This window comes from Allobosea sp. MMO-172 (assembly GCF_037147855.1).
Lineage (GTDB): Bacteria > Pseudomonadota > Alphaproteobacteria > Rhizobiales > Beijerinckiaceae > Allobosea.
On the sequence record NZ_JBBCUM010000001.1, the window covers coordinates 65,535 to 85,558 of the forward strand.

The 20,024-nt window shown below is 66.8% G+C and carries 17 protein-coding genes; 13 read left to right on the forward strand and 4 right to left on the reverse strand.

Annotated elements, in window-relative coordinates; translation table 11 throughout:
• Window positions 1–198: 198 nt before the first annotated feature.
• From WFK61_RS00315 to WFK61_RS00325, 3 genes are all read left to right on the forward strand, one after another.
• Entirely contained in the window at window positions 199–2,502 is a 2,304-nt protein-coding gene (locus WFK61_RS00315; RefSeq protein ID WP_336809499.1) for an NADP-dependent malic enzyme, read from the forward strand.
• A 142-nt stretch (window positions 2,503–2,644) separates the two neighbouring features.
• The gene (locus tag WFK61_RS00320) at window positions 2,645–4,243 is read left to right on the forward strand and encodes a peptide ABC transporter substrate-binding protein (RefSeq protein WP_336809500.1); all 1,599 of its coding nucleotides are present in this window, start codon (window positions 2,645–2,647) and stop codon (window positions 4,241–4,243) included.
• A gap of 272 nt (window positions 4,244–4,515) precedes the next feature.
• Entirely contained in the window at window positions 4,516–5,373 is an 858-nt protein-coding gene (locus tag WFK61_RS00325) for a D-amino-acid transaminase (protein ID WP_336809502.1), read from the forward strand.
• A 121-nt stretch (window positions 5,374–5,494) separates the two neighbouring features.
• Here the strand turns inward: WFK61_RS00325 and guaD are convergent, their stop codons facing one another.
• Complete coding sequence (gene guaD / locus WFK61_RS00330; RefSeq protein WP_336809504.1) at window positions 5,495–6,820, reverse strand: guanine deaminase; 1,326 nt, start codon at window positions 6,818–6,820, stop codon at window positions 5,495–5,497.
• 117 nt (window positions 6,821–6,937) lie between these two features.
• Between guaD and xdhA the strand changes: the two genes are divergently transcribed.
• The 10 genes from xdhA to WFK61_RS00380 all read left to right on the forward strand — a co-directional run bounded on the left by xdhA (window position 6,938) and on the right by WFK61_RS00380 (window position 18,676).
• Entirely contained in the window at window positions 6,938–8,428 is a 1,491-nt protein-coding gene (xdhA, locus tag WFK61_RS00335; protein ID WP_336809506.1) for a xanthine dehydrogenase small subunit, read from the forward strand.
• Window positions 8,421–10,763, forward strand: coding sequence for a xanthine dehydrogenase molybdopterin binding subunit (xdhB, locus tag WFK61_RS00340; RefSeq protein WP_336809508.1), 2,343 nt, complete (start codon window positions 8,421–8,423; stop codon window positions 10,761–10,763). The genes xdhA and xdhB overlap by 8 nt, the downstream gene beginning before the upstream one ends.
• Window positions 10,760–11,602 carry a xanthine dehydrogenase accessory protein XdhC gene (gene xdhC, locus WFK61_RS00345; protein ID WP_336809510.1) on the forward strand — a complete coding sequence of 281 codons (843 nt, stop codon included), beginning with the start codon at window positions 10,760–10,762 and terminating at the stop codon, window positions 11,600–11,602. Before xdhB ends, xdhC begins: the two co-directional genes overlap by 4 nt.
• Window positions 11,586–13,130: an ABC transporter ATP-binding protein gene (locus WFK61_RS00350; RefSeq protein WP_336809512.1), complete on the forward strand. Its 1,545-nt coding sequence runs from the start codon at window positions 11,586–11,588 to the stop codon at window positions 13,128–13,130. Before xdhC ends, WFK61_RS00350 begins: the two co-directional genes overlap by 17 nt.
• Window positions 13,123–14,187, forward strand: coding sequence for an ABC transporter permease (locus WFK61_RS00355; RefSeq protein WP_336809514.1), 1,065 nt, complete (start codon window positions 13,123–13,125; stop codon window positions 14,185–14,187). Before WFK61_RS00350 ends, WFK61_RS00355 begins: the two co-directional genes overlap by 8 nt.
• Window positions 14,184–15,107, forward strand: a complete 924-nt coding sequence (locus WFK61_RS00360; protein WP_336809516.1) for an ABC transporter permease — start codon at window positions 14,184–14,186, stop codon at window positions 15,105–15,107. The genes WFK61_RS00355 and WFK61_RS00360 overlap by 4 nt, the downstream gene beginning before the upstream one ends.
• A gap of 33 nt (window positions 15,108–15,140) precedes the next feature.
• Window positions 15,141–16,220, forward strand: a complete 1,080-nt coding sequence (locus tag WFK61_RS00365; protein WP_336809518.1) for a BMP family ABC transporter substrate-binding protein — start codon at window positions 15,141–15,143, stop codon at window positions 16,218–16,220.
• 292 nt (window positions 16,221–16,512) lie between these two features.
• On the forward strand, window positions 16,513–16,812 hold the full coding sequence (locus WFK61_RS00370) for an HU family DNA-binding protein (protein ID WP_336810081.1): 300 nt from the start codon (window positions 16,513–16,515) through the stop codon (window positions 16,810–16,812).
• Between the two features lie 83 nt (window positions 16,813–16,895).
• Window positions 16,896–18,071, forward strand: a complete 1,176-nt coding sequence (locus WFK61_RS00375) for a vWA domain-containing protein (RefSeq protein WP_336809520.1) — start codon at window positions 16,896–16,898, stop codon at window positions 18,069–18,071.
• Window positions 18,072–18,082: 11 nt separating this feature from the next.
• Entirely contained in the window at window positions 18,083–18,676 is a 594-nt protein-coding gene (locus WFK61_RS00380; protein WP_336809522.1) for a hypothetical protein, read from the forward strand.
• A 3-nt stretch (window positions 18,677–18,679) separates the two neighbouring features.
• On the opposite strand, the gene WFK61_RS00385 is transcribed toward WFK61_RS00380, so the two are convergent.
• The 3 genes from WFK61_RS00385 to WFK61_RS00395 form a co-directional block, all read right to left on the reverse strand.
• On the reverse strand, window positions 18,680–19,102 hold the full coding sequence (locus WFK61_RS00385) for a universal stress protein (protein WP_291652199.1): 423 nt from the start codon (window positions 19,100–19,102) through the stop codon (window positions 18,680–18,682).
• Window positions 19,103–19,218: 116 nt separating this feature from the next.
• Complete coding sequence (locus tag WFK61_RS00390; protein ID WP_336809523.1) at window positions 19,219–19,539, reverse strand: 2Fe-2S iron-sulfur cluster-binding protein; 321 nt, start codon at window positions 19,537–19,539, stop codon at window positions 19,219–19,221.
• Window positions 19,540–19,624: 85 nt separating this feature from the next.
• Entirely contained in the window at window positions 19,625–19,963 is a 339-nt protein-coding gene (locus WFK61_RS00395; protein ID WP_336809525.1) for an Hpt domain-containing protein, read from the reverse strand.
• Window positions 19,964–20,024: the final 61 nt, after the last annotated feature.

Consider the following 20,024-nt stretch of genomic DNA (forward strand, 5'->3'; position numbering starts at 1 on the left):
CCGAATCGGATGAATCGCTTGCAGGCGCCGGCTGCGACGACGCTTCAGGCGCTTCACAGATTGATTCAAATTCAATCGGTTGAGCCGGAACGCCGCCGCCATGGCACAAGGTGCTTTGCGGATTAGGGGCATTCCAAGGCTTGACGCCGCAGCGTTTCCGCGCGACCTCCCTTGCTCCGGATGCTGGGGTCGCCACCGATGAAAAGCACGCTCTCCACCGATCTGCGCTCGGGCGCGCTCGTCTACCACCGTCAGCCCCGGCCCGGTAAGCTCGAGATCCAGGCGACCAAGCCGCTCGGCAACCAGCGCGACCTCGCGCTCGCCTATTCGCCCGGCGTCGCCGCCGCCTGCGAGGCGATCGTCGACGATCCCTCCGAGGCCGCCGAGCTGACCTCGCGCCAGAACCTCGTCGCCGTCATCACCAACGGCACGGCCGTGCTCGGCCTCGGCGATATCGGCCCGCTCGCTTCCAAGCCGGTGATGGAGGGCAAGGCCGTCCTCTTCAAGAAATTCGCCGGGATCGACTGCTTCGACATCGAGGTCGAGCAAAAGAACATCGAGAAATTCGTCGAGGTCGTCGCGGCGCTGGAGCCGACCTTCGGCGGCATCAATCTCGAGGACATCAAGGGCCCGGAATGCTTCGAGATCGAGGAGCAGCTCAAGGCCCGGATGAAGATCCCGGTCTTCCATGACGACCAGCATGGCACGGCGATCATCGTCGGCGCTGCCGTCCTGAACGGGCTCGATCTCGCGGGCAAGAAGATCGCCGACGTCAAGATCGTCGTCTCCGGCGCGGGCGCCGCGGCGCTCGCCTGCACCAATCTGCTCGTCGAGCTTGGGGCGCAGCGCAAGAACATCTGGATCAGCGATATCGACGGCGTGGTCTACAAGGGCCGCAACACGCTGATGGACCGCTGGAAGGAGGTCTATGCGCAGGAGACCGACGCCCGCACCCTCAGCGACGTCATCGGCGGCGCCGATATCTTCCTCGGCCTTTCCGCGGCCGGCGTGCTCAAGCCCGAGATGGCCAAGCAGATGGCGCCGAAGCCGCTGATCCTGGCGCTTGCCAACCCCAATCCCGAGATCACGCCGGAAGACGCGCTCGCCGTGCGCCCCGACGCGATGATCTGCACCGGCCGCTCGGACTATCCGAACCAGGTCAATAACGTCCTCTGCTTCCCCTATATCTTCCGCGGCGCGCTCGACGTTCAGGCGACGACGATCAACGAGGCGATGAAGCTCGCCGCCGTGCGCGCCATCGCCTCGCTCGCCCGCGAGGCGACTTCCGACATCGCGGCCCGCGCCTATGGCGGCGAGGCCTCGACCTTCGGTGCGAACTCGCTGATCCCGAACCCGTTCGACCCGCGCCTGATCATGCGCATCGCCCCGGCCGTCGCGGAAGCCGCGATGGTCACCGGCGTCGCGCGCAAGCCGCTGGTCGATGTCGAGGCCTATCGCGAGCAGCTCTCGCGCTTCGTCTTCCGCTCCGGCTTCCTGATGAAGCCGCTGTTCCAGAAGGCCAAGGCCGATCCCAAGCGCGTGATCTATGCCGAGGGCGAGGATGAACGCGTGCTGCGCGCCGCTCAGGTCGCGCTGGAGGAAGGGCTGGCTGTTCCGATCCTGATCGGCCGGCCGAGCGTGATCGAGACGCGCATCCAGCGCTTCGGCCTGACCCTCAGGCCGGGAGTCGATTTCGAGGTGGTGAATCCCGAGGACGACCCGCGCTATCGCGACTACGTCCAGAGCTATCTCGAGATCGCCGGCCGGCGCGGCATCACGCCCGAGGCGGCGCGCTCGCTCGTGCGCACCAACAACACCGTGATCGCGGCGCTCGCCGTGGCGCGGGGCGAAGCGGACGCGATGATCTCGGGCCTCGAAGGCCGCTTCATGTCGCGGCTGCGGCATATCAAGGACATCATCGGCCTGGCGCCGGGCGTCTGCGACATCGCCGCGATGACGCTCATCATCACCAACAAGGGCGCCTTCTTCCTGTCGGACACCCATGTGAAGCATGATCCGACGGCGGAGGAGATCGCCGACATGACCGTGCTCGCTGCCGACCATGTCCAGCGCTTCGGCATCGACCCGAAGATCGCCCTGCTCTCGCATTCCGATTTCGGCGCGGCCGACACCCCGTCTTCGCTCAAGATGCGCAAGGCGCTGAAGCTGATCCGCGAGCGGGCGCCGCATCTCGAATGCGATGGCGAGATGGAGGCTGACACCGCCCTCGTGCCGCTGATCCGCGAGCGCGTCCTGCCCTCTTCGACGCTGAAGGAGATGGCGAACGTCCTGATCTTCCCCAATCTCGACGCCGCCAACATCTCCTACCAGTTCGCCAAGGTGATGGCCGATGCCCTGCCGGTCGGCCCGATCCTGATCGGCACGGCCAAGCCCGCGCATATCCTCACCGGCTCGGTGACGGCCCGCGGCGTGGTCAACATGACCGCCGTCGCGGTGGTCGAGGCGCAGGAGAGCGCAGCCGCGGCCGCGGCGGGCAAGTGAGCCTATAGCCAACCCCTGACAATCAAGACGCGAAAACCACGGCCCTGCCGTCGTTTTCGCGCTTGGCAGACTCAACGCGACAGGGTCTACTCCCCTGAAGCCGGGCATCGCTCGCAACGGTGCCCGGTTGAGGGAGGTTGCCATGCTCGACGTCACGCGCCGCCACGCCCCCTTGGCCTTCGCCGCCATCCTGGCCGCGACGCGTGCTGCCGCTGCGCAGGGCCGCATCGTCTTCCATCGCGGCAATGACGGCGATCCCGAGACGCTCGATCCGCACAAGACCTCGACCGTCGCGGAAGCCCATCTGCTGCGCGATCTGCGCGAGGGCCTCGTCATCCACGACATGAAGGGCGAGGTCGTGCCCGGCGTCGCCGAGAGCTGGACGATGAGCCCGGACGGCAGGAGCTGGCGCTTCAAGCTGCGCGGCAACGCGAAATGGTCGAATGGCGACCCGGTCAGGGCGTCGGATTTCGTCTATTCCTTCCGGCGCATCGTCAATCCCGAGACCGGCGCGAAATACGCCAACCTGCTCTTCCCGATCCGTAATGCCGAGGCGATCCACAAGGCCGCCGCCGGCTCCTCGCTCGAAGCGCTCGGCGTCAGCGCGCCCGACGAGGGCACGCTGGAGATCGTGCTGGAACGGCCGACGCCCTATCTCCTCGAACTGCTGACCCATCAGAGCGCCCTGCCCGTCCACGCGGCCAGCGCAGCCAAAGCGGCGCAGGAGCCCGGGCGACCGGAGAACTGGATCACCAACGGCCCCTACATGCTCCGGGAGTTCGCGCCGAACTCGCATATCCGGCTGGACCGCAATCCGCATTTCCATGCAGCCGCCGATGTGAAGATCGACACCGTGATCTTCTACCCGGCCTCCGATCTTGCCGCGGCGGCGCGGCGCTTCCAGGCCGGCGAGCTGCACCTGACGACGGACATTCCCGCCGACCAGTTCAAGAGCCTGAAGGAGAAACTCGGCGATCAGGTGCGGATCGGCCCCTATCTCGCGACCTATTTCCTGATCATCAACAGCGCCAAGCCGCCCTTCGACGACGAGCGCGTCCGGCGGGCGCTCTCGCTCCAGATCGACCGCGAATTCATCGCCGACCGGATCTGGGGCGGCACGATGCTGCCGGCCTATGGCGTGATCCCCCCGCATATCGGCAATTACGGCGAGCGGGCCGAACTCGATTTCCGCCATGCCTCGGTGCTGGAGCGCGAGGACGAGGCCAGGCGCCTGCTCGCCTCGGCCGGGTTCGGCAGCGTGCCGCTCCAGGTCGAGTTCCGCTTCAACACCACCGGCAACAACCGCCGCACGGCCGAGGCCATCGCGGAGCAGTGGCGCGCCATCGGCGTCGAGACCCGCTTCGTCGAGACCGATTTCCGCACGCATTTCGCCTATCTGCGCGACGGCGGGGATTTCGACGTCGCCCGCTACGGCTGGATCGGCGACTATTCCGACCCGCAGAACTTCCTGTTCCTGTTCGAGAGCGACAATGCCGGCTTCAACATCGGCAAGTACCGGAACCCGCAATTCGACGCGCTGATGAAGCTCGCGGCCGAGGAGCTCGACATCGCCCGCCGCGCCGCGATCCTGCGAGAGGCCGACAGCATCGTCATCCGCGAGGAGCCCTGGATCCCGGTGCTGCACTACTCGACCAAGAATCTGGTCTCGCCGAAGCTCTCGGGCTTCGAGCAGAACCTGCGCGGCGCGATCCCGACGCGGTTCCTGAGCCTGAAGGCCTAGCTTTTCTGAACTCCCCTTTCCCCGGTCATCCCGGACGGAGCGAAGCGGAGATCCGGGATCCATTCCGGAACCTCACCGAGACATGTTCCGGAATGGATCCCGGGTCTCCCTGCGGTCGCCCGGGATGACCCGCATGTTCCCATAGAAACCATCGAGTGGGCAGCCGGCCCTGCATCAGACGCCGGGCCGTTTCCCCGCCTTGAGGCTCGCAAGCGGCGTCAAGCTTCGCTAGGAAGGTCCGGCGTTCCCTTCCAATCAGCGAGTCCGCATCGATGAGCCGCATCGTCTACGTCAATGGCGCCTATCTTCCCGAGGAAGAGGCCAAGATCTCCGTTTTCGACCGCGGCTTCATTTTTGGCGACGGCATCTACGAGGTTTCGGCTGTCATCGGCGGCAAGCTCGTCGATTGCGAGGCGCATCTGGCCCGGCTCGAGCGCTCCTGCGGCGAAATCCGGCTTGCCCTGCCCTGGTCGAAGACCGAGCTCGTCGCGATCCATGAGGAGCTGATCAAGCGCAACGCTCTGGACGAGGGCGGCATCTATCTGCAGGTCTCGCGCGGCGCTGCCGATCGCGACTTCCCGTTCCCGAAGGATGTCGCGCCCACGCTGGTGATGTTCACCCAGGCCCGCAACTTCGTGAATGCGCCGACGGCCAAGACCGGCATCAAGGTCGTCTCGACCCCGGACCTGCGCTGGGCCCGCCGCGACATCAAGAGCGTCAACCTGCTCGCCCCCGTGCTCGCCAAGCAGTTCGCGCTGGAAAGCGGCGCGCAGGAAGCCTGGCTCATCGAGGACGGCGTGGTGACGGAGGGCGCCTCCTCCACCGCTTGGATCGTCAAGGGCAAGACGCTGATCTCGCGTCCGCTTTCTAACAAGGTGCTGCCGGGCATCACCCGCAAGGCGGTGCTGGCCTATCTCGCCGAGTCCGGCTTCAGCTTCGAGGAGCGCGAGTTCACGCTGGAAGAGGCGCTCGATGCCGAGGAGGCCTTCATCACCTCCGCGACCAGCCTCGTCATGCCGGTGACCACGATCGATGGCCACACGATCCATAACGGAGCGCCTGGCCCGACCGCGCTACGCCTGCGCGAGATCTATATCGACTACGCCCGCAAGGGCGGCGTGCTGGGCTGAGCCCTTCGGCCCGCTTGATGGCGTCATGCTCGCCCTTGTGGCGAGCATCCACGTCTTGAACGCGACCTTCGATCAGCAAAGACGTGGATGGTCGGGACAAGCCCGACCATGACGGATGGCGCTAAGCGCCGCCCGAGAATGACGCGCCGGCAGCCAATTCCCCCATCACATAGGTCGCCGCGACATTGCGCTCGTCGCCCAGCGTGACGAGCACGAAGAGCTCCTCCGCCAGATCGCGCACCGTCTCCATGCGATGCGCCATCGCCCGCGTCGCGCCCGTATCGAGCACGACGACATCCGCCTCGCGGCCGGTCTCGAAACTGCCGATCAGGTGATCGAGGCCGAGCGCCACGGCATTGCCCAGCGTGATCGCATGCAGGGCGTCCAAAGCCGACAGGCTTTGCCCTTGAAGCTGCAGCACCTTGTAGGCCTCGGCCATGGTCCTGAGCATCGAATAGGACGTGCCGCCGCCGATGTCGGTCGCAACCGCGACCTTGACGCCGCGTTGCCTTGCATGAGCCCAGTCGAACAGCCCTGAGCCAAGGAAGAGGTTCGAAGTCGGGCAGAACACCGCGACGGCGCCGGTCTCCGCGAAAGCCTGCCATTCGTTGTGGGTCATGTGGATGCAGTGACCCATCAAGCTCTTCGGGCTGAGCAGGCCGTAGCTTCTGTAGATATCGGCGTAATCAGCGGCTTCCGGGTAAAGCTCGCGAGCGAAGGCGATCTCGGCCCGGTTCTCGTCGATATGGGTCTGGACATGGCAGTCGGGATGCTCGGCCGCGAGCCTGCCCGCCGCCGCCATCTGTTCCGGCGTCGAGGTGATCGCGAAGCGCGGCGTGATCGCATAGAGCTGCCGGCCCTTGCCGTGCCAACGGGCGATCAGCGCCTTCGAATCGCGATAGCCGCTCTCGGCCGTGTCGGTGAGCGCCTCCGGCGCATTGCGGTCCATCATCACCTTGCCGGCGATCATGCGGGTGTTGCGGCGCTGCGATTCCGTGAAGAAGGCTTCGGCCGATTGCGGATGCACTGAGCAATAGACCGCTGCCGTTGTGGTGCCATTGCCCAGAAGCTCGTCGAGGAAGAAGCGCGAAAGCTTCTCGGCATGGCCTTGGTGGCTAAGCTTCTGCTCCTCGATGAAGGTGTATTTGTTCAGCCATTCCATCAGTTGCGCGCCATAGGAGGCGACGACCTGCGTCTGCGGCATGTGGATATGGGCGTCGATGAAGCCCGGCATGATCAGATGCGGGCGATGGTCGGCGATCTCCGTATCGGCCGGCAGCGTCCGCAGCAGGTCCCGCGCTTCACCGGCCGCCTTGATCAGTCCGTTCTCGATGACGAGCAAACCATCCTCGATGAAGCGATGCGCGGCCTCGCCGGCAGTCCGCGGATCATCGACGAACCAGAGCAGGCGGCCGCGCAGGGCACGCAGGGCGGCAGATGAAGTCACGATCGGCAGCTCCGGCACAATTCCACATCACATCTGCACCAAATCGAAGCTTCCGGCCAAGCGCGGATCATGCCTAATCTGCAGGCATGATTTGGCTTTGCGAACGGAGCGGACGGGATGCGTGAGACGCTGCGCTTCCTGCTCGGCGACAGGCTGCTCGAGATCGAAACCTGCGATCCGACGCTCACCGTGCTCGACTGGCTGCGCCTCGACCAGCGCATGACCGGCACCAAGGAAGGCTGCGCCGAGGGCGATTGCGGCGCCTGCACCGTCGTCGTCGGCCGGCTCGATCGCGGCCGACTGCGCTACGAGGCGATCAATGCCTGCATCCGCTTCCTGCCGACGCTGGATGGCTGCCAGCTTCTTACCGTCGAGCATCTGAAGGGGGCGGATGGCGCCCTGCACCCGGTCCAGCAGGCGATGGTCGACTGCCACGGCTCGCAATGCGGCTTCTGTACGCCCGGCTTCGTGATGTCGTTGCTGGCGCTCAGATTAAACGAAGCCGAGCCGGGCATCGGCCGCATCGAGGATGCGCTTGCCGGCAATCTCTGCCGCTGTACCGGCTATGAGCCGATCATCGCCGCTGGCCGCAGCATGGACGCGATCGCGCCGCGCGAGGCGGACCGCTTCCTGCTGGAGCGCGAGGCCGTCGCAGCCCGGCTTGCAGGACTGAACGACACCGAGACACTCGCCCTGCAAGGCGAAGGCGGTCGTTTCTATGCGCCCGCGACTGTCGAAGCGCTGGCCGAACTTGTCTTGGCACATCCGCAGGCGACGCTTGTGGCCGGTGCGACCGATGTCGGGCTCTGGGTCACCAAGGCGATGAAGCGGCTCGACCCGGTCATCTATCTCGGCCGGATCGAGGCGCTGCGCACCATCACCGACGAGGGCGATCACCTCCGCTTCGGGGCGATGGCGAGCCATATCGACGTCCGTGAAGCGCTGGGCGCCCTCTCGCCGCAGCTCGATGAATTGATGCGCCGCTTCGGCGGCGAGCAGGTGCGCAATGCCGGCACGATCGGCGGCAACATCGCCAATGGCTCGCCGATCGGCGACCTGCCGCCAGCTTTGATCGCGCTCGATGCGACGCTGGTGCTGGCGCGGCACAGCGAAACCGACCTCGAGCGCAGGAGCATCCCGCTCGATAGCTTCTTCATCGCATACCGCACGCAGGACCGGCGCCCGGGCGAATTCGTCGAGGCCGTGCTGGTGCCGAAGCTGGCGGAGGGCGTCCAGTTCCACGCCTCCAAGGTCTCGAAGCGTTTCGACGAGGATATCTCCGCCGTCTGCGGCGCCTTCCGGCTGACGCTCGGCAATGACAGCCGCATCGGCGAGGCGCGCCTCGCCTATGGCGGCATGGCCGGCACCCCGAAGCGGGCGGCAGCGGCCGAAGCCGCGCTCGTCGGTCAACGCTGGAACGAGGCGGCCGTCGCAGCGGCCATCGCAGCCCTCGCGCAGGATTTCACGCCGCTCGACGACATGCGCGCATCGGCGCAGTATCGGCTCAAGATCGCCGGCAACCTGCTGCGCCGCTTTCTGATCGAAACGACGCAGGCGCAGACGCAGACCCGGGTCGCCGGCCTGCTGGCGGAGGCCGCCCATGGGTGACGCACGCCGCAAGCTCGATATAGGACTAGAGAGCGGCCCGGTCGGCAGCTCCCGCATCCATGATTCCGCACCCAAGCATGTCGCGGGCGAAGCGCTCTATATCGACGACATCGCCGCGCCCGAGGGGCTGCTGCACGCCTATCTCGGCACGAGCACGATCGCTCATGGCCGGCTGCTCTCGCTCGATGTCGATGCCGTGCGCGCCGCGCCGGGCGTCGTTGCCGTGTTGACGGCGGCGGATGTCCCCGGCGCGAACGACATCTCCTCGACGCATCTGCATGACGAGCCGGTCTTCGCCACCGATGTCGTCCTGTTCCACGGCCAGCCGCTCTTTGCGGTGGTGGCCGAAACGCGCGAGCAGGCGCGCCATGCCGCGGCGCTGGCGAAGGCGGATTACGCCGAGGAAACGCCGCTGATCGACATCGCGGCCGCCCGCGAGGCCGGCGGCAAGCTGGTCACCGCCCCGCTCAAGCTGGAGCGCGGCGATATCACGGCCGCCATGACCGCAAGCCCGCGCCGGCTGAAGGGCGTGATGGCGATCGGGGGCCAGGAGCATTTCTACCTGGAAAGCCAGATCGCGCTCGCCATCCCCGGCGAGGACGACGACATGGCCGTACTGGTCTCGACCCAGCATCCGAGCGAGGTCCAGCATATGGTCGCGGCCGTGCTCGGCGTCGGCTCGCATGCGGTCACCGTCGAGGTCCGGCGCATGGGCGGCGGCTTCGGCGGCAAGGAGACGCAGGCCAATCTCTTCGCCTGCGTGGCGGCCATCGCGGCCCGCAAGCTGAAGCGGCCGGTGAAGCTGCGGCCCGACCGCGACGACGACATGGCGATCACCGGCAAGCGCCACGACTTCGTCTGCGATTACGAAATCGGCTTCGACGACGAAGGCCGCATCCATGCGCTCGATGCCGTCTATGCGGCGCGCTGCGGATGGAACGCCGATCTGTCGGGGCCGGTGACCGATCGCGCCCTTTTTCACATGGACAACTGCTATTTCTACCCGGCGGTGCGCGCCCGCTCGGAGCCGCTCTTCACCAACACCTGCTCGAACACCGCCTTCCGCGGCTTCGGCGGGCCGCAAGGCATGGTCGGGGCCGAGCGCTTCATCGAGGAGGTCGCCTATGCGACCGGGCTCGATCCGCTGGAGGTGCGCCGGCGCAATCTCTATGGCGCAGCCGGTCGCGACGTGACGCCCTATCACCAGACGGTCGAGGACAATATCGCGGGCGAGGTGATCGCGGAGCTGGAGCGGCGCTGCGATTACCAGGCCCGCAAGGCGGCGATCCGTGAGGCCAACAAGACGAGCGCCATCGTCAAGCGGGGCATCGCGCTGACGCCGGTGAAGTTCGGCATCTCCTTCACCGCCACATGGTTCAATCAGGCCGGCGCGCTGGTCCATGTCTATACTGACGGCACGGTCGCGCTGAACCATGGCGGCACCGAGATGGGGCAAGGGCTCTATATCAAGGTGGCGCAAGTGGTGGCGCATGCCTTCGGCATCGGGCTCGATCAGGTCAAGATCACCGCGACCACCACCGGCAAGGTGCCGAACACCTCCGCCACCGCCGCCTCCTCCGGCTCCGACCTCAACGGCATGGCAGCGCTTGATGCCTGCGAGACGATCAAGAAGCGATTGAGTGAATTCGCGGGGAAGCACTGGCAGGTCGAAGCAGAGGACATCGCCTTCCTGCCGGGGCGCGTGAAGGTCGGTCCCCGCGAGATCCCCTTCAAGGAGCTCATCGCCGCCGCCTATATGGCCCGCGTCCAGCTTTCCGCGACGGGCTTCTACGCGACGCCCAAGATCCACTGGGACCGCAAGGCCGGGCGCGGCCACCCGTTCTATTATTTCGCCTATGGCGCCGCGGCGACCGAGGTCGCGATCGATACGCTGACCGGCGAATACAAGGTCGAGCGTGTCGATATCCTGCATGATTGCGGGCAATCGCTGAATCCGGCGATCGACAAGGGGCAGATCGAAGGCGGCTTCGTGCAGGGCATGGGCTGGCTGACGACCGAGGAGCTGGTCTGGGACGGGCAAGGCCGGCTCTGGACCCATGCGCCCTCGACCTACAAGATTCCCGTCGCCTCCGATCGGCCGCGCATCTTCAATGTGCATCTGCTGGAGAATGCGCCCAACCGCGAACCGACGATCCATCGTTCCAAGGCCGTCGGCGAGCCGCCCTTGATGCTGGCGATCTCTGTTCTGCACGCGCTGTCCGATGCGGTGGCGAGCGTCGGCGATCATCGCATCTGCCCGCGCCTCGATGCGCCCGCGACGCCCGAGCGCATACTGGATGCGGTCGAGCGGGTCAGGGCGGAGGCCGCACGATGACCCTCGCCGCCTTCCTGCTAGCCCATCAGCGCGACGGCATCGTTCTCGTCCGCATCGAAGCCGCGGAAGGCTCGACGCCGCGCGAGGCCGGCGCCAGCATGGCCGTCAGCCCGAACGCCGTCGCCGGCACCATCGGCGGCGGGCAGCTCGAATTCCACTGCATCGACATCGCCCGGCACATGCTGAGCGACGGAGCCGAGGACCAGCTGCTTGATATCCCGCTCGGGCCGCAGATGGGGCAGTGCTGCGGCGGGAGGGTCCGCGTGTCGCTTCGTCATGCCGGCGCGGCCGAGATCGCCCTGCTCGGCGCGCGCGAGAAAGCGGAGGCCGCGGCCCGGCCGCCCGTCCTGATCTTCGGCGCCGGACATACCGGCCGCGCGCTGGCGCATGCACTGGCGCCCCTGCCCGTCTCCGCCTCGCTGATCGACGACCGCGACGACGTCATGAGCGGGCTGCCCGCCGCCGTCACCTGCATCCGCATGGCCGACCCTGTCGATGCGATCGCGAGCGCACCGGCTGGGGCAGCCTTCGTCGTGCTCTCGCATAGCCATGCGCTCGACTACCGGCTGGCCGAGGCGGCGCTGGCGCGTGGCGATGCGGCCTATGTCGGCATGATCGGCTCGGCCACGAAGCGCGCCCGCTTCGAATCCGGCTTCCTGCGCAGCGGCGGGCGGCGCGAGACGCTGGCGCGCCTGACCTGCCCGATCGGCGGTTCGGATGTGGACGACAAGCGCCCGGAGGTGATCGCGGCCTTGACGGCAGCCGAGCTGGTGCGTTGCTTGCTTGGCCGCCGGGAGCCGGCGAAAGGGAGACGTTCGCGACATGAATCAGCCGCGTGAGCAGAAGGTGCCGCCGCGGCTGGCGCTCGCCCATGTCTCGAAGAGCTTTCCAGGCGTCAAAGCCAATGAAGACATCAGCCTGAGCGTCCAACCCGGCGAAATCCACGCCCTGCTCGGCGAAAACGGCGCCGGCAAGTCGACGCTGGTCAAGATCATCTACGGCGTCCAGCAGGCCGACCAAGGCACCATCTCCTGGAACGGCTCGCCAGTCGCGATCCCCTCGCCCAAGGCCGCGCGCAAACTCGGCATCGGCATGGTCTTCCAGCATTTCTCGCTGTTCGACGCGATGACGGTGATCGAGAACATCGCGCTCGGGCTCGATGAGGCGGTCGACCGCGAGGAACTCAAGGCCCAGGTCGCCGCGATCCTGCAATCCTACTCGCTGCCGCTCGACCCGGAGCGCGAGGTCCATACGCTTTCGGTCGGCGAGCGCCAGCGCATCGAGATCGTGCGTTGCCTGCTGCAGAAGCCGAAGCTGCTGATCATGGACGAGCCGACCTCGGTGCTGACGCCGCAGGAGGTCGAGCGCCTGTTCGCGACGCTGCGCCAGATCGCGGCCGAGGGCTGCTCGATCCTCTACATCTCGCACAAGCTGCACGAGATCAAAGCGCTCTGCGACAGCGCGACCATCCTGCGCGGCGGGCGCGTCGTCGCGACCTGCGACCCCAAGGTCGAGACGACCAAGCGCATGGCCGAGCTGATGATCGGCGCGGAGTTGCGCAAGATCGAGCACGGCAAGGCGGCAGGGACCGGCGCCGTCCGGCTGGAGGTGAAGGGCCTGTCACTGCCTGGCGAGCCGCCGTTCGGCACCGACCTGGAGAGCGTTTCCTTCGAGGCGCGGGCCGGCGAAATCCTCGGCATCGCCGGCGTCGCCGGCAACGGGCAGGCCGAACTCCTGACCGCGCTCTCGGGCGAGCAGCTCGCGGCCGGTGCAGAAGCGATCCGGCTCGACGGCAAGGCGGTCGGCCTGGATGGCGCAGGCGCGCGCCGGGCGCTTGGCCTTGCCTGCGTCCCGGAAGAGCGCAACGGCCATGCCGCCGTGCCGGATTTCTCGCTCGCCGATAACGGCGTCCTGACCGCCCGCCATCGCCTGCCGCTGGCGCCGCATGGCTTCATCAGCCGTGGCAGCGTCAAGCGCTTCGCCGACAGCGTGATCAAGCTCTTCGACGTGCGGACCACCGGCAACGCGGCGCTGGCCCGCTCGCTCTCGGGCGGCAATCTGCAGAAATTCATCATGGGCCGCGAGATCGGCCAGCAGCCGGCCGTGCTCGTCGTCTCGCAACCGACCTGGGGCGTCGATGCCGGCGCGGCCGCCGCGATCCGGCAGGAGCTCGTCGACCTCGCCGCCAAGGGCTCGGCCGTGGTGGTGATCTCGCAGGACCTCGACGAACTGCTCGAACTCGCCGACCGGCTCTGCGTCATCAACGAGGGGCGCCTCTCGGCGCCGCGCCCGGTCGCGAGCCTCGGCATCGACGAGATCGGCCTGATGATGGGCGGCGTCCATGGCGCGGAGGCAACCCATGCTTGAATGGCGCCGCCGCCGCGAACCCAGCACGCTGATGCTGCTGGCGAGCCCGCTGATCGCGATCGGGCTCACCATGCTCATCGGCATGATCGTCTTCACCGCCATGGGCTATGACGGCTTCCACGCGGTCGAGAGCATCTTCCTGACGCCCTTCCTGGAACCGCAGCGCTGGGGCGATATCGGCGTCAAGGGCGCGCCGCTGGTGATGATCGCGCTGGGGCTGGCCATCGGCTTCCGCGCCAATGTCTGGAATATCGGCGCCGAGGGGCAATACGTCATGGGCGCGATCGCCGGCACCGGCGTCGCCCTCCTGACCTATGACATGACGGGATGGTGGATCCTGCCCGCTATGGTGCTGGCCGGCATTCTCGGCGGCATGGCCTGGGCCGCGATCCCGGCTTTCCTGCGCGTCAAGCTGCAGGTCAGCGAGATCCTGACCAGCCTGATGCTGACCTATGTCGCCGTGCAGTTCCTGTATTTCCTCGTGCGCGGACCCTGGAAGGACCCGGGCGGCTTCAATTTCCCGCAGACGCGGATGTTCACCGCCGACCAGACCCTGCCGACGGTGCTGGAAGGGACGCTCGTCCATCTCGGCATCCCCGCCGCGCTCGTGCTCGCGGTCATCGCCTGGCTGCTGATGGAGAAGACCACCGCTGGCTACGCGATCAAGGTCGTCGGCCTTGCACCGGCCGCTGCCCGCCATGGTGGCTTCAGCGCCGCGCGCACGACCTGGGCCACACTCCTGATCAGCGGCGCGCTCGCCGGGCTTGCCGGGCTGTTCGAGGCCGCAGGCCCGTTCGGGCAGCTCACGCCGCAATTCCCGGTCGGCTATGGCTTCACCGCGATCATCGTCGCCTTCCTCGGCCGGCTGAACCCGCTCGGCATCGTCTTCGGCGGTATCGTGTTGGCGGGAACCTATGTCGGTGGCGAGATCGCGCAATCGACGGTCCGGCTGCCGCAGGCCGCGACCGGCCTGTTTCAGGCCACGCTGCTCTTCATGCTGCTCGCCACCGACGTGCTGGTGCGCTGGCGGATCGCCTTCAAGCGGAGGGCGGCATGACCTCCGCGATGCTCGCCTCCATCCTGATGACGCTGATCGCGGCTTCGACGCCGCTGCTGCTGGCCGCTCTTGGGGAGCTCGTCGCCGAGAAGGCCGGCGTGCTCAATCTCGGCGTGGAGGGCATGATGCTCTGCGGCGCGGTCGCAGGCTTCGCCGTCGCCTTCTCGACCGGCAGCACCGGGATCGGCCTCGTCGCGGCGATGGCGGCCGGCATCGCGGCCTCGATGGTCTTCGCCGTGCTGGCGCTCTCGCTCACCGCCAATCAGGTCGCGACCGGGCTCGCGCTGACGATCTTCGGCATCGGCGCGTCGTCGCTGATCGGCGCGGGCTTCGTCGGACGCACGATCACGCGGCTCCAGCCGGTGTTTCCCGCGGCGCTGTCGGAGCATCCGATCCTGCGCGTGATCTTCGGGCACGACATCCTCGTCTATCTCTCGCTCGCGCTCGTCGCCGGCGTCAGCTGGTTCCTGCGCCGGACGCGACCCGGCCTGATCCTGCGCGCGGTCGGCGAGAACGACGCCTCCGCCCATGCGATCGGCTACCCCGTGGTCGCCATCCGCTATGCGGCGGTTGCCTTCGGCGGCGCGCTGGCGGGGCTCGGCGGAGCCTATTTCTCGCTGGCGCTGACGCCGATGTGGGCGGACCGCCTGACCGCAGGGCGCGGCTGGATCGCGCTTGCCCTCGTCGTATTCTCGGCCTGGAAGCCGGGGCGCCTGCTGCTCGGGGCCTATCTCTTCGGCGCCGTGATGACGCTCGAACTGCAGCTCAAGGCGGCCGGCGTCACATGGCTCGCGCCGGAGGTGCTGGCAATGGCCCCCTACCTTGCGACGATTGCAGTTCTGACCATGATGTCGCTAGGACGGAAGACCGGCCGGCTCGACGCGCCCGCCTGCCTCGGCAAACCCTTCTCGGCGTCCTGACGCCGCAACCCAAAAACGGGGAGTTTTTAGGACATGACCAGCATCATCACCCGCCGCAGGCTGACCTTCGGCGCGGCTGCCGCCTCCACCCTGCCGATCCTCGGCCGCGGCGCCTCGGCGCAGGCCCCGCTTGGCGTTGGCTTCGTCTATGTCGGCCCGATCGGCGACCACGGCTACACCTGGACGCATAACCAGGGCCGGCTCGCGCTGGAGAAGGAATACGGCGCGAAGATCAAGACGAGCTTCATCGAGAACGTCGCCGAAGGGCCGGACGCCGCCCGCGCCATCCGCCAGCTCGCGCAGGCCGGCAACCAGCTGATCTTCACGACCTCCTTCGGCTTCATGAACCCGACGATCCAGGTCGCCAAGCAGTTCCCGAAGATCCATTTCGAGCATGCCACCGGCTATATGCGCGCCGACAACGTCGCGACCTACGATGCCCGCTTCTACGAAGGCCGCGCCGTGATCGGCACCATCGCCGGCCATATGTCGAAGACCGGCCAGGCGGGCTATGTCGCCTCCTTCCCGATTCCGGAAGTGGTGATGGGTATCAACGCCTTCCACCTCGCCGCCCGCAAGGTGAACCCGAACTTCAAGACCAAGGTCGTCTGGGCCTCGACCTGGTACGATCCGGCCAAGGAAGCCGACGCGGCCAAGGCGCTGATCGACCAGGGCGCCGACATGATCACCCAGCACACCGATTCCGCCGCCCCGCTCCAGGCGGCCGAGCAGCGCGGCGTCTTCGCCTTCGGCCAGGCCTCCGACATGAGGTCCTTCGCGCCCAAGGCGCATCTCTCGGCGATCGTCGACGACTGGTCGGGCTACTACATCAAGCGCGTCAAGGAGGCCATGGACGGAACCTGGAAGACCGGCGCCGTCTGGCACGGGCTCAAGGAGGGCATGGTCAAGATCGCGCCCTATAACGACGCGGTCACGCCCGCGGCCCGCGCTGCCGCCGACGAGGTCACCAAGGCCATCATCGCCGGCACGCTCCATCCGTTCACCGGCGAGCTCAAGGACCAGAAGGGCGTCGTGCGCCTCAAGGCCGGCGAGACCGCCAGCGACGAGATGCTCTCGAAGATGGACTGGTACGTCGACGGCATCCAGGCCTGATCCGGCACCTTCGCTGCGGCGGCCCGACCTGCCGCCGCAGCGATTCGCCGGCCTCGGCACCTGACGATTGGTCAAGTTGGCCGCAGAAGCTTGTTCCGGCTCTAAAATGGGCCCGTTCCCGCCTGAAATCGATGGAACGAAGCCGTTTCCTGTGCGTATCTACCGCCGCGGGCATCGTCTTTCCGCGTTAGCCGTGGCAACTGCGTGAGTTGCGCGCCGCGAATGGCACCCATGTGTCGCGGCCGCTCATGCCGGAAACGAGCATGAACGGCCGTCATCCAACACGCGACGCCTGAACAACCTTCTCAAGGAGGATTTCATGACCAAGAACGAACTGATCGCCGCCATCGCCGAAGAGACCGGCAAGACCAAGGCCGACGTCTCGGCCATCCTGGCCTCGCTCGGCGCGACCGTCGCCAAGACCCTCAAGAAGGGCGACGACGTCACCCTCGGCGGCATCGGCAAGCTCTCCGCCGCCAAGCGCGAAGCCCGCGAGGCCCGCAACCCCTCGACCGGCGCGACCATCAAGGTCCCCGCCAAGACCGTCGTGAAGTTCAAGGTCACCAAGGACCTCGCCGACGCGGTGGCGTAAAGCCAGCCATCGGGATCGAGCAGCGTTCGCACGAGAATGCGGACGCTGCTTGACCCGGCGCCCCATGCCCTCACATTAGCGGCATGTTCCTTCGCCTCTTCACCGATCTGCGCGCCGCCAAGGTCCCCGTGACCCTGCGCGAATACCTGACGCTGCTCGAAGGGGTGGAAGCCGATCTCGCCGAACATCGCGTCGACGAATTCTACTACCTCGCCCGCGCCACGCTGGTGAAGGACGAGCGCCATCTCGACAAGTTCGACCGCATCTTCGCCCAGGTGTTCAAGGGCATGGAGACGCTGCAGCAGGCGATCGAGGAAGCCGGCATTCCCGAGGAATGGCTGCGCAAGCTCGCCGAGAAATTCCTGACCGACGAAGAGAAGGCCCAGATCGATGCGATGGGCTGGGAGAAACTCTGGGAGACGCTGAAACAGCGGCTCGACGAGCAGAAGGGCCGGCACCAGGGCGGCAGCAAGTGGATCGGCACGGCCGGCACCTCGCCCTATGGCGCCTATGGCTACAATCCCGAAGGCATCCGCATCGGCCAGGACAAGAACCGCAATTTCCGGGCGGTGAAGGTCTGGGACAAGCGCGAGTTCAAGGATTTCGACGACACGCGCGAACTCGGCCTGCGCAACATGCGCATCGCGCTCCGGCGCCTGCGCCGCTTCGCCCGCACCGGCGCGGCCGAGGAACTCGACCTCGACAACACGATTTCCGAGACCGCCCGGCACGGCTATCTTGACGTCAAGCTTCGGCCAGAACGCCGCAATGCCGTGAAGGTGCTGCTCTTCCTCGATGTCGGCGGCTCGATGGACTGGCATATCGAGCTGGCCGAGGAGCTGTTCTCGGCGGCACGGGCCGAGTTCAAGCATTTCGAGCATTTCTACTTCCACAACTGCCCCTATGAGCGGGTCTGGAAGGAGAACCGCCGGCGGCACGACCAGCAGATCGCAACCTGGGACGTACTCAGGACCTATCCATCCGATTACCGCCTGGTCTTCGTCGGCGATGCATCGATGAGCCCATACGAGATCGCGATGCCCGGCGGCTCGGTCGAGCATTGGAACGAGGAGGCCGGCGAAGTCTGGATGGAGCGACTGGCGACCAAGTTTCCGAAATCGGTCTGGCTCAATCCGGTGCAGCAGAATCTCTGGAACTACACCCAGTCGATCCGCCAGATCGGCGGGCTGATGGGCGGACGCATGTTCCCGCTGACGCTCGACGGGCTCGATGGCGCGATGAAGGTTCTGGCGCGGTGACGAATACGGTCATGAACGAAGACGACGACGCCCCTGCCCCGAGCTGGCGCCAGCGGCCGAAGCCCGTCGGCTTCGAGATCGCCTACAAGCTCGACGGCGATACGCTGGAAGTCGACCGGACGCGCCGCGTCGACAGCATCCGCCTCAGCGCGGTCGAGCAGGTGCGCTTCATCTATGCGCCCGGCAACATCTCGTCGAAGGGCTACAAGACGCAGCTCAGGCTCAGCGACGGCCGCACAGTGACCTTCGGCAACCTGTCCTGGCGCTCGCTGACCGATCTCGACCGCGACGACCCGCGCTACCACCGCTTCGTCACCGCGCTGTCGGCCGCGATCGCGCGGGCCAATCCGCGCGCCCGCTTCGTCGCCGGGCGGCCGAAGCCGATCTGGCTCGGCGTCGCCGTCGTCGGCGCGCTTTCGCTGCTGATGCTGACGGCGTTCACGCTGCGCGCCTTCCAGCAGGGCGCAACCAATGCCGGCCTGCTCGGCGTGCTGCTGATCGCCGCTTCGTTCTGGCAGGTCTGGCCGCTGGTCAGCCTCAACCGGCCGCGCGAACTCGCGACCGGCGAAGTGCCTGAAAGCCTCGTCCCCGGCGGGACGGGCTAAAGCTCAGCGGACGACCAGCACCGAGCATTTCGCCCGGCGCACGATGGCCGAGGCGTTCGAGCCGATGACATAGGCGAGCATGCCGGGCTCATGCGAGCCGATGACGATGAGGTCGATGCCGCCGGCATCGGCTTCGGCCAATACCTCGCCATGGACGGAGCCGATCAGCACCTTGGCCGAAACCTGCTCCGCCGGGAGATCGACCTTCGCCGCGATCTCGGCGAGCTTCGCCTCGGCATCTTCCTGCTGTTCGGAATCGAAATCGGCCGGCACGAATTCCATGTAGGTGACCGGGATCAGCGAGCGGACATAGACCAGCCGCACCTTTCCCCCGGAAATCTTGGCGAAGGATACGGCCGCCGCGATCGCCGGCTGAGCGAGATCGGCTTCGGCGAGATCCACGGGGACCATGATCGATCTGTACATCGCATCCTCCTAGGCTGGTTGTGCAACCACCATGGAGTTTGCCACCGCCTGCGCCATGATCCAGCGCAAAATGCGGGATGCGGCGCGGCGCCGCGCACCGGACTAGATCGGCAGGACTAACCCTGGCGTTCGGGCGTACGGACGATCAGGCCGTCGAGATCGTCGCGGATGCGGATCTGGCAGGAGAGGCGCGAGTTGGGGCGGACGTCGAAGGCGAAGTCCAGCATGTCCTCTTCCATATGCTCGGCAGGGCCGACGGCAGCGGTCCAGGCGTCGTCGACATAGACATGGCAGGTGGCGCAGGCGCAGGCGCCGCCGCATTCCGCTTCGATGCCGGGAATCGCGTTGCGGATCGCCGTCTCCATCACGGTCGAGCCGGCTTCGGCCTCGACGGTGCGGCTCTCGCCCTGAGCGTCGATGAAGGTGATATTCGGCATGAAGGACTCCAGCGGCGCGATGACGGCCTCCGCTTAGAGCATTTCAAAGCGGCACGGAACGGGGTTTCGCGCCGCAGCCACCCGCTCAGGCGGCGCAGTCGAAGCGCGCGATGGCCGCCCTCGCCTCGGCGGCGGCCAAAGCGAGCGCATCGAGCGCACTCTCGCTCGCCTGCTGCTGCGGTCCGGCTAGGCTCTCCTCGATGCGGTCGGCCGCCTCGGCGACGTGCCAGGCGCCGACAGCACGGGCCGCTCCCTTCAGGGTATGGGCCGCATCCATCCGCTCCTGCCGGTCGGCGCTGCCATGGATCGCGCGGAGGTGGACGACGCATTGCTGGGCAAAGAGTGTGAGCAATTCGCGTTCAAGTTCGTGATCGCCAGCGGTCTGGCTGGAGAGATAGGCGAAATCGATGGCCTTCTCGGTCATGTCGGGAACTCTTGAAAACGGGTCATCAAATGGCCGCATCGGCCGGTCTCATGCCCTTCAG

Excerpts from the sequence above, each read along its gene's own strand:
- WFK61_RS00315 (WP_336809499.1), top strand. The coding sequence starts at position 199 with ATGAAAAGCACGCTCTCCACCGATCTGCGCTCGGGCGCGCTCGTCTAC.
- WFK61_RS00320 (WP_336809500.1), top strand. The coding sequence starts at position 2,645 with ATGCTCGACGTCACGCGCCGCCACGCCCCCTTGGCCTTCGCCGCCATC.
- WFK61_RS00375 (WP_336809520.1), top strand. The coding sequence starts at position 16,896 with ATGTTCCTTCGCCTCTTCACCGATCTGCGCGCCGCCAAGGTCCCCGTG.
- WFK61_RS00325 (WP_336809502.1), top strand. The coding sequence starts at position 4,516 with ATGAGCCGCATCGTCTACGTCAATGGCGCCTATCTTCCCGAGGAAGAG.
- xdhC (WP_336809510.1), top strand. The coding sequence starts at position 10,760 with ATGACCCTCGCCGCCTTCCTGCTAGCCCATCAGCGCGACGGCATCGTT.
- WFK61_RS00385 (WP_291652199.1), bottom strand. The coding sequence starts at position 19,102 with ATGTACAGATCGATCATGGTCCCCGTGGATCTCGCCGAAGCCGATCTC.
- WFK61_RS00350 (WP_336809512.1), top strand. The coding sequence starts at position 11,586 with ATGAATCAGCCGCGTGAGCAGAAGGTGCCGCCGCGGCTGGCGCTCGCC.
- xdhB (WP_336809508.1), top strand. The coding sequence starts at position 8,421 with ATGGGTGACGCACGCCGCAAGCTCGATATAGGACTAGAGAGCGGCCCG.
- WFK61_RS00360 (WP_336809516.1), top strand. The coding sequence starts at position 14,184 with ATGACCTCCGCGATGCTCGCCTCCATCCTGATGACGCTGATCGCGGCT.
- xdhA (WP_336809506.1), top strand. The coding sequence starts at position 6,938 with ATGCGTGAGACGCTGCGCTTCCTGCTCGGCGACAGGCTGCTCGAGATC.
- WFK61_RS00355 (WP_336809514.1), top strand. The coding sequence starts at position 13,123 with ATGCTTGAATGGCGCCGCCGCCGCGAACCCAGCACGCTGATGCTGCTG.
- WFK61_RS00365 (WP_336809518.1), top strand. The coding sequence starts at position 15,141 with ATGACCAGCATCATCACCCGCCGCAGGCTGACCTTCGGCGCGGCTGCC.
- WFK61_RS00380 (WP_336809522.1), top strand. The coding sequence starts at position 18,083 with ATGAACGAAGACGACGACGCCCCTGCCCCGAGCTGGCGCCAGCGGCCG.
- WFK61_RS00390 (WP_336809523.1), bottom strand. The coding sequence starts at position 19,539 with ATGCCGAATATCACCTTCATCGACGCTCAGGGCGAGAGCCGCACCGTC.
- WFK61_RS00395 (WP_336809525.1), bottom strand. The coding sequence starts at position 19,963 with ATGACCGAGAAGGCCATCGATTTCGCCTATCTCTCCAGCCAGACCGCT.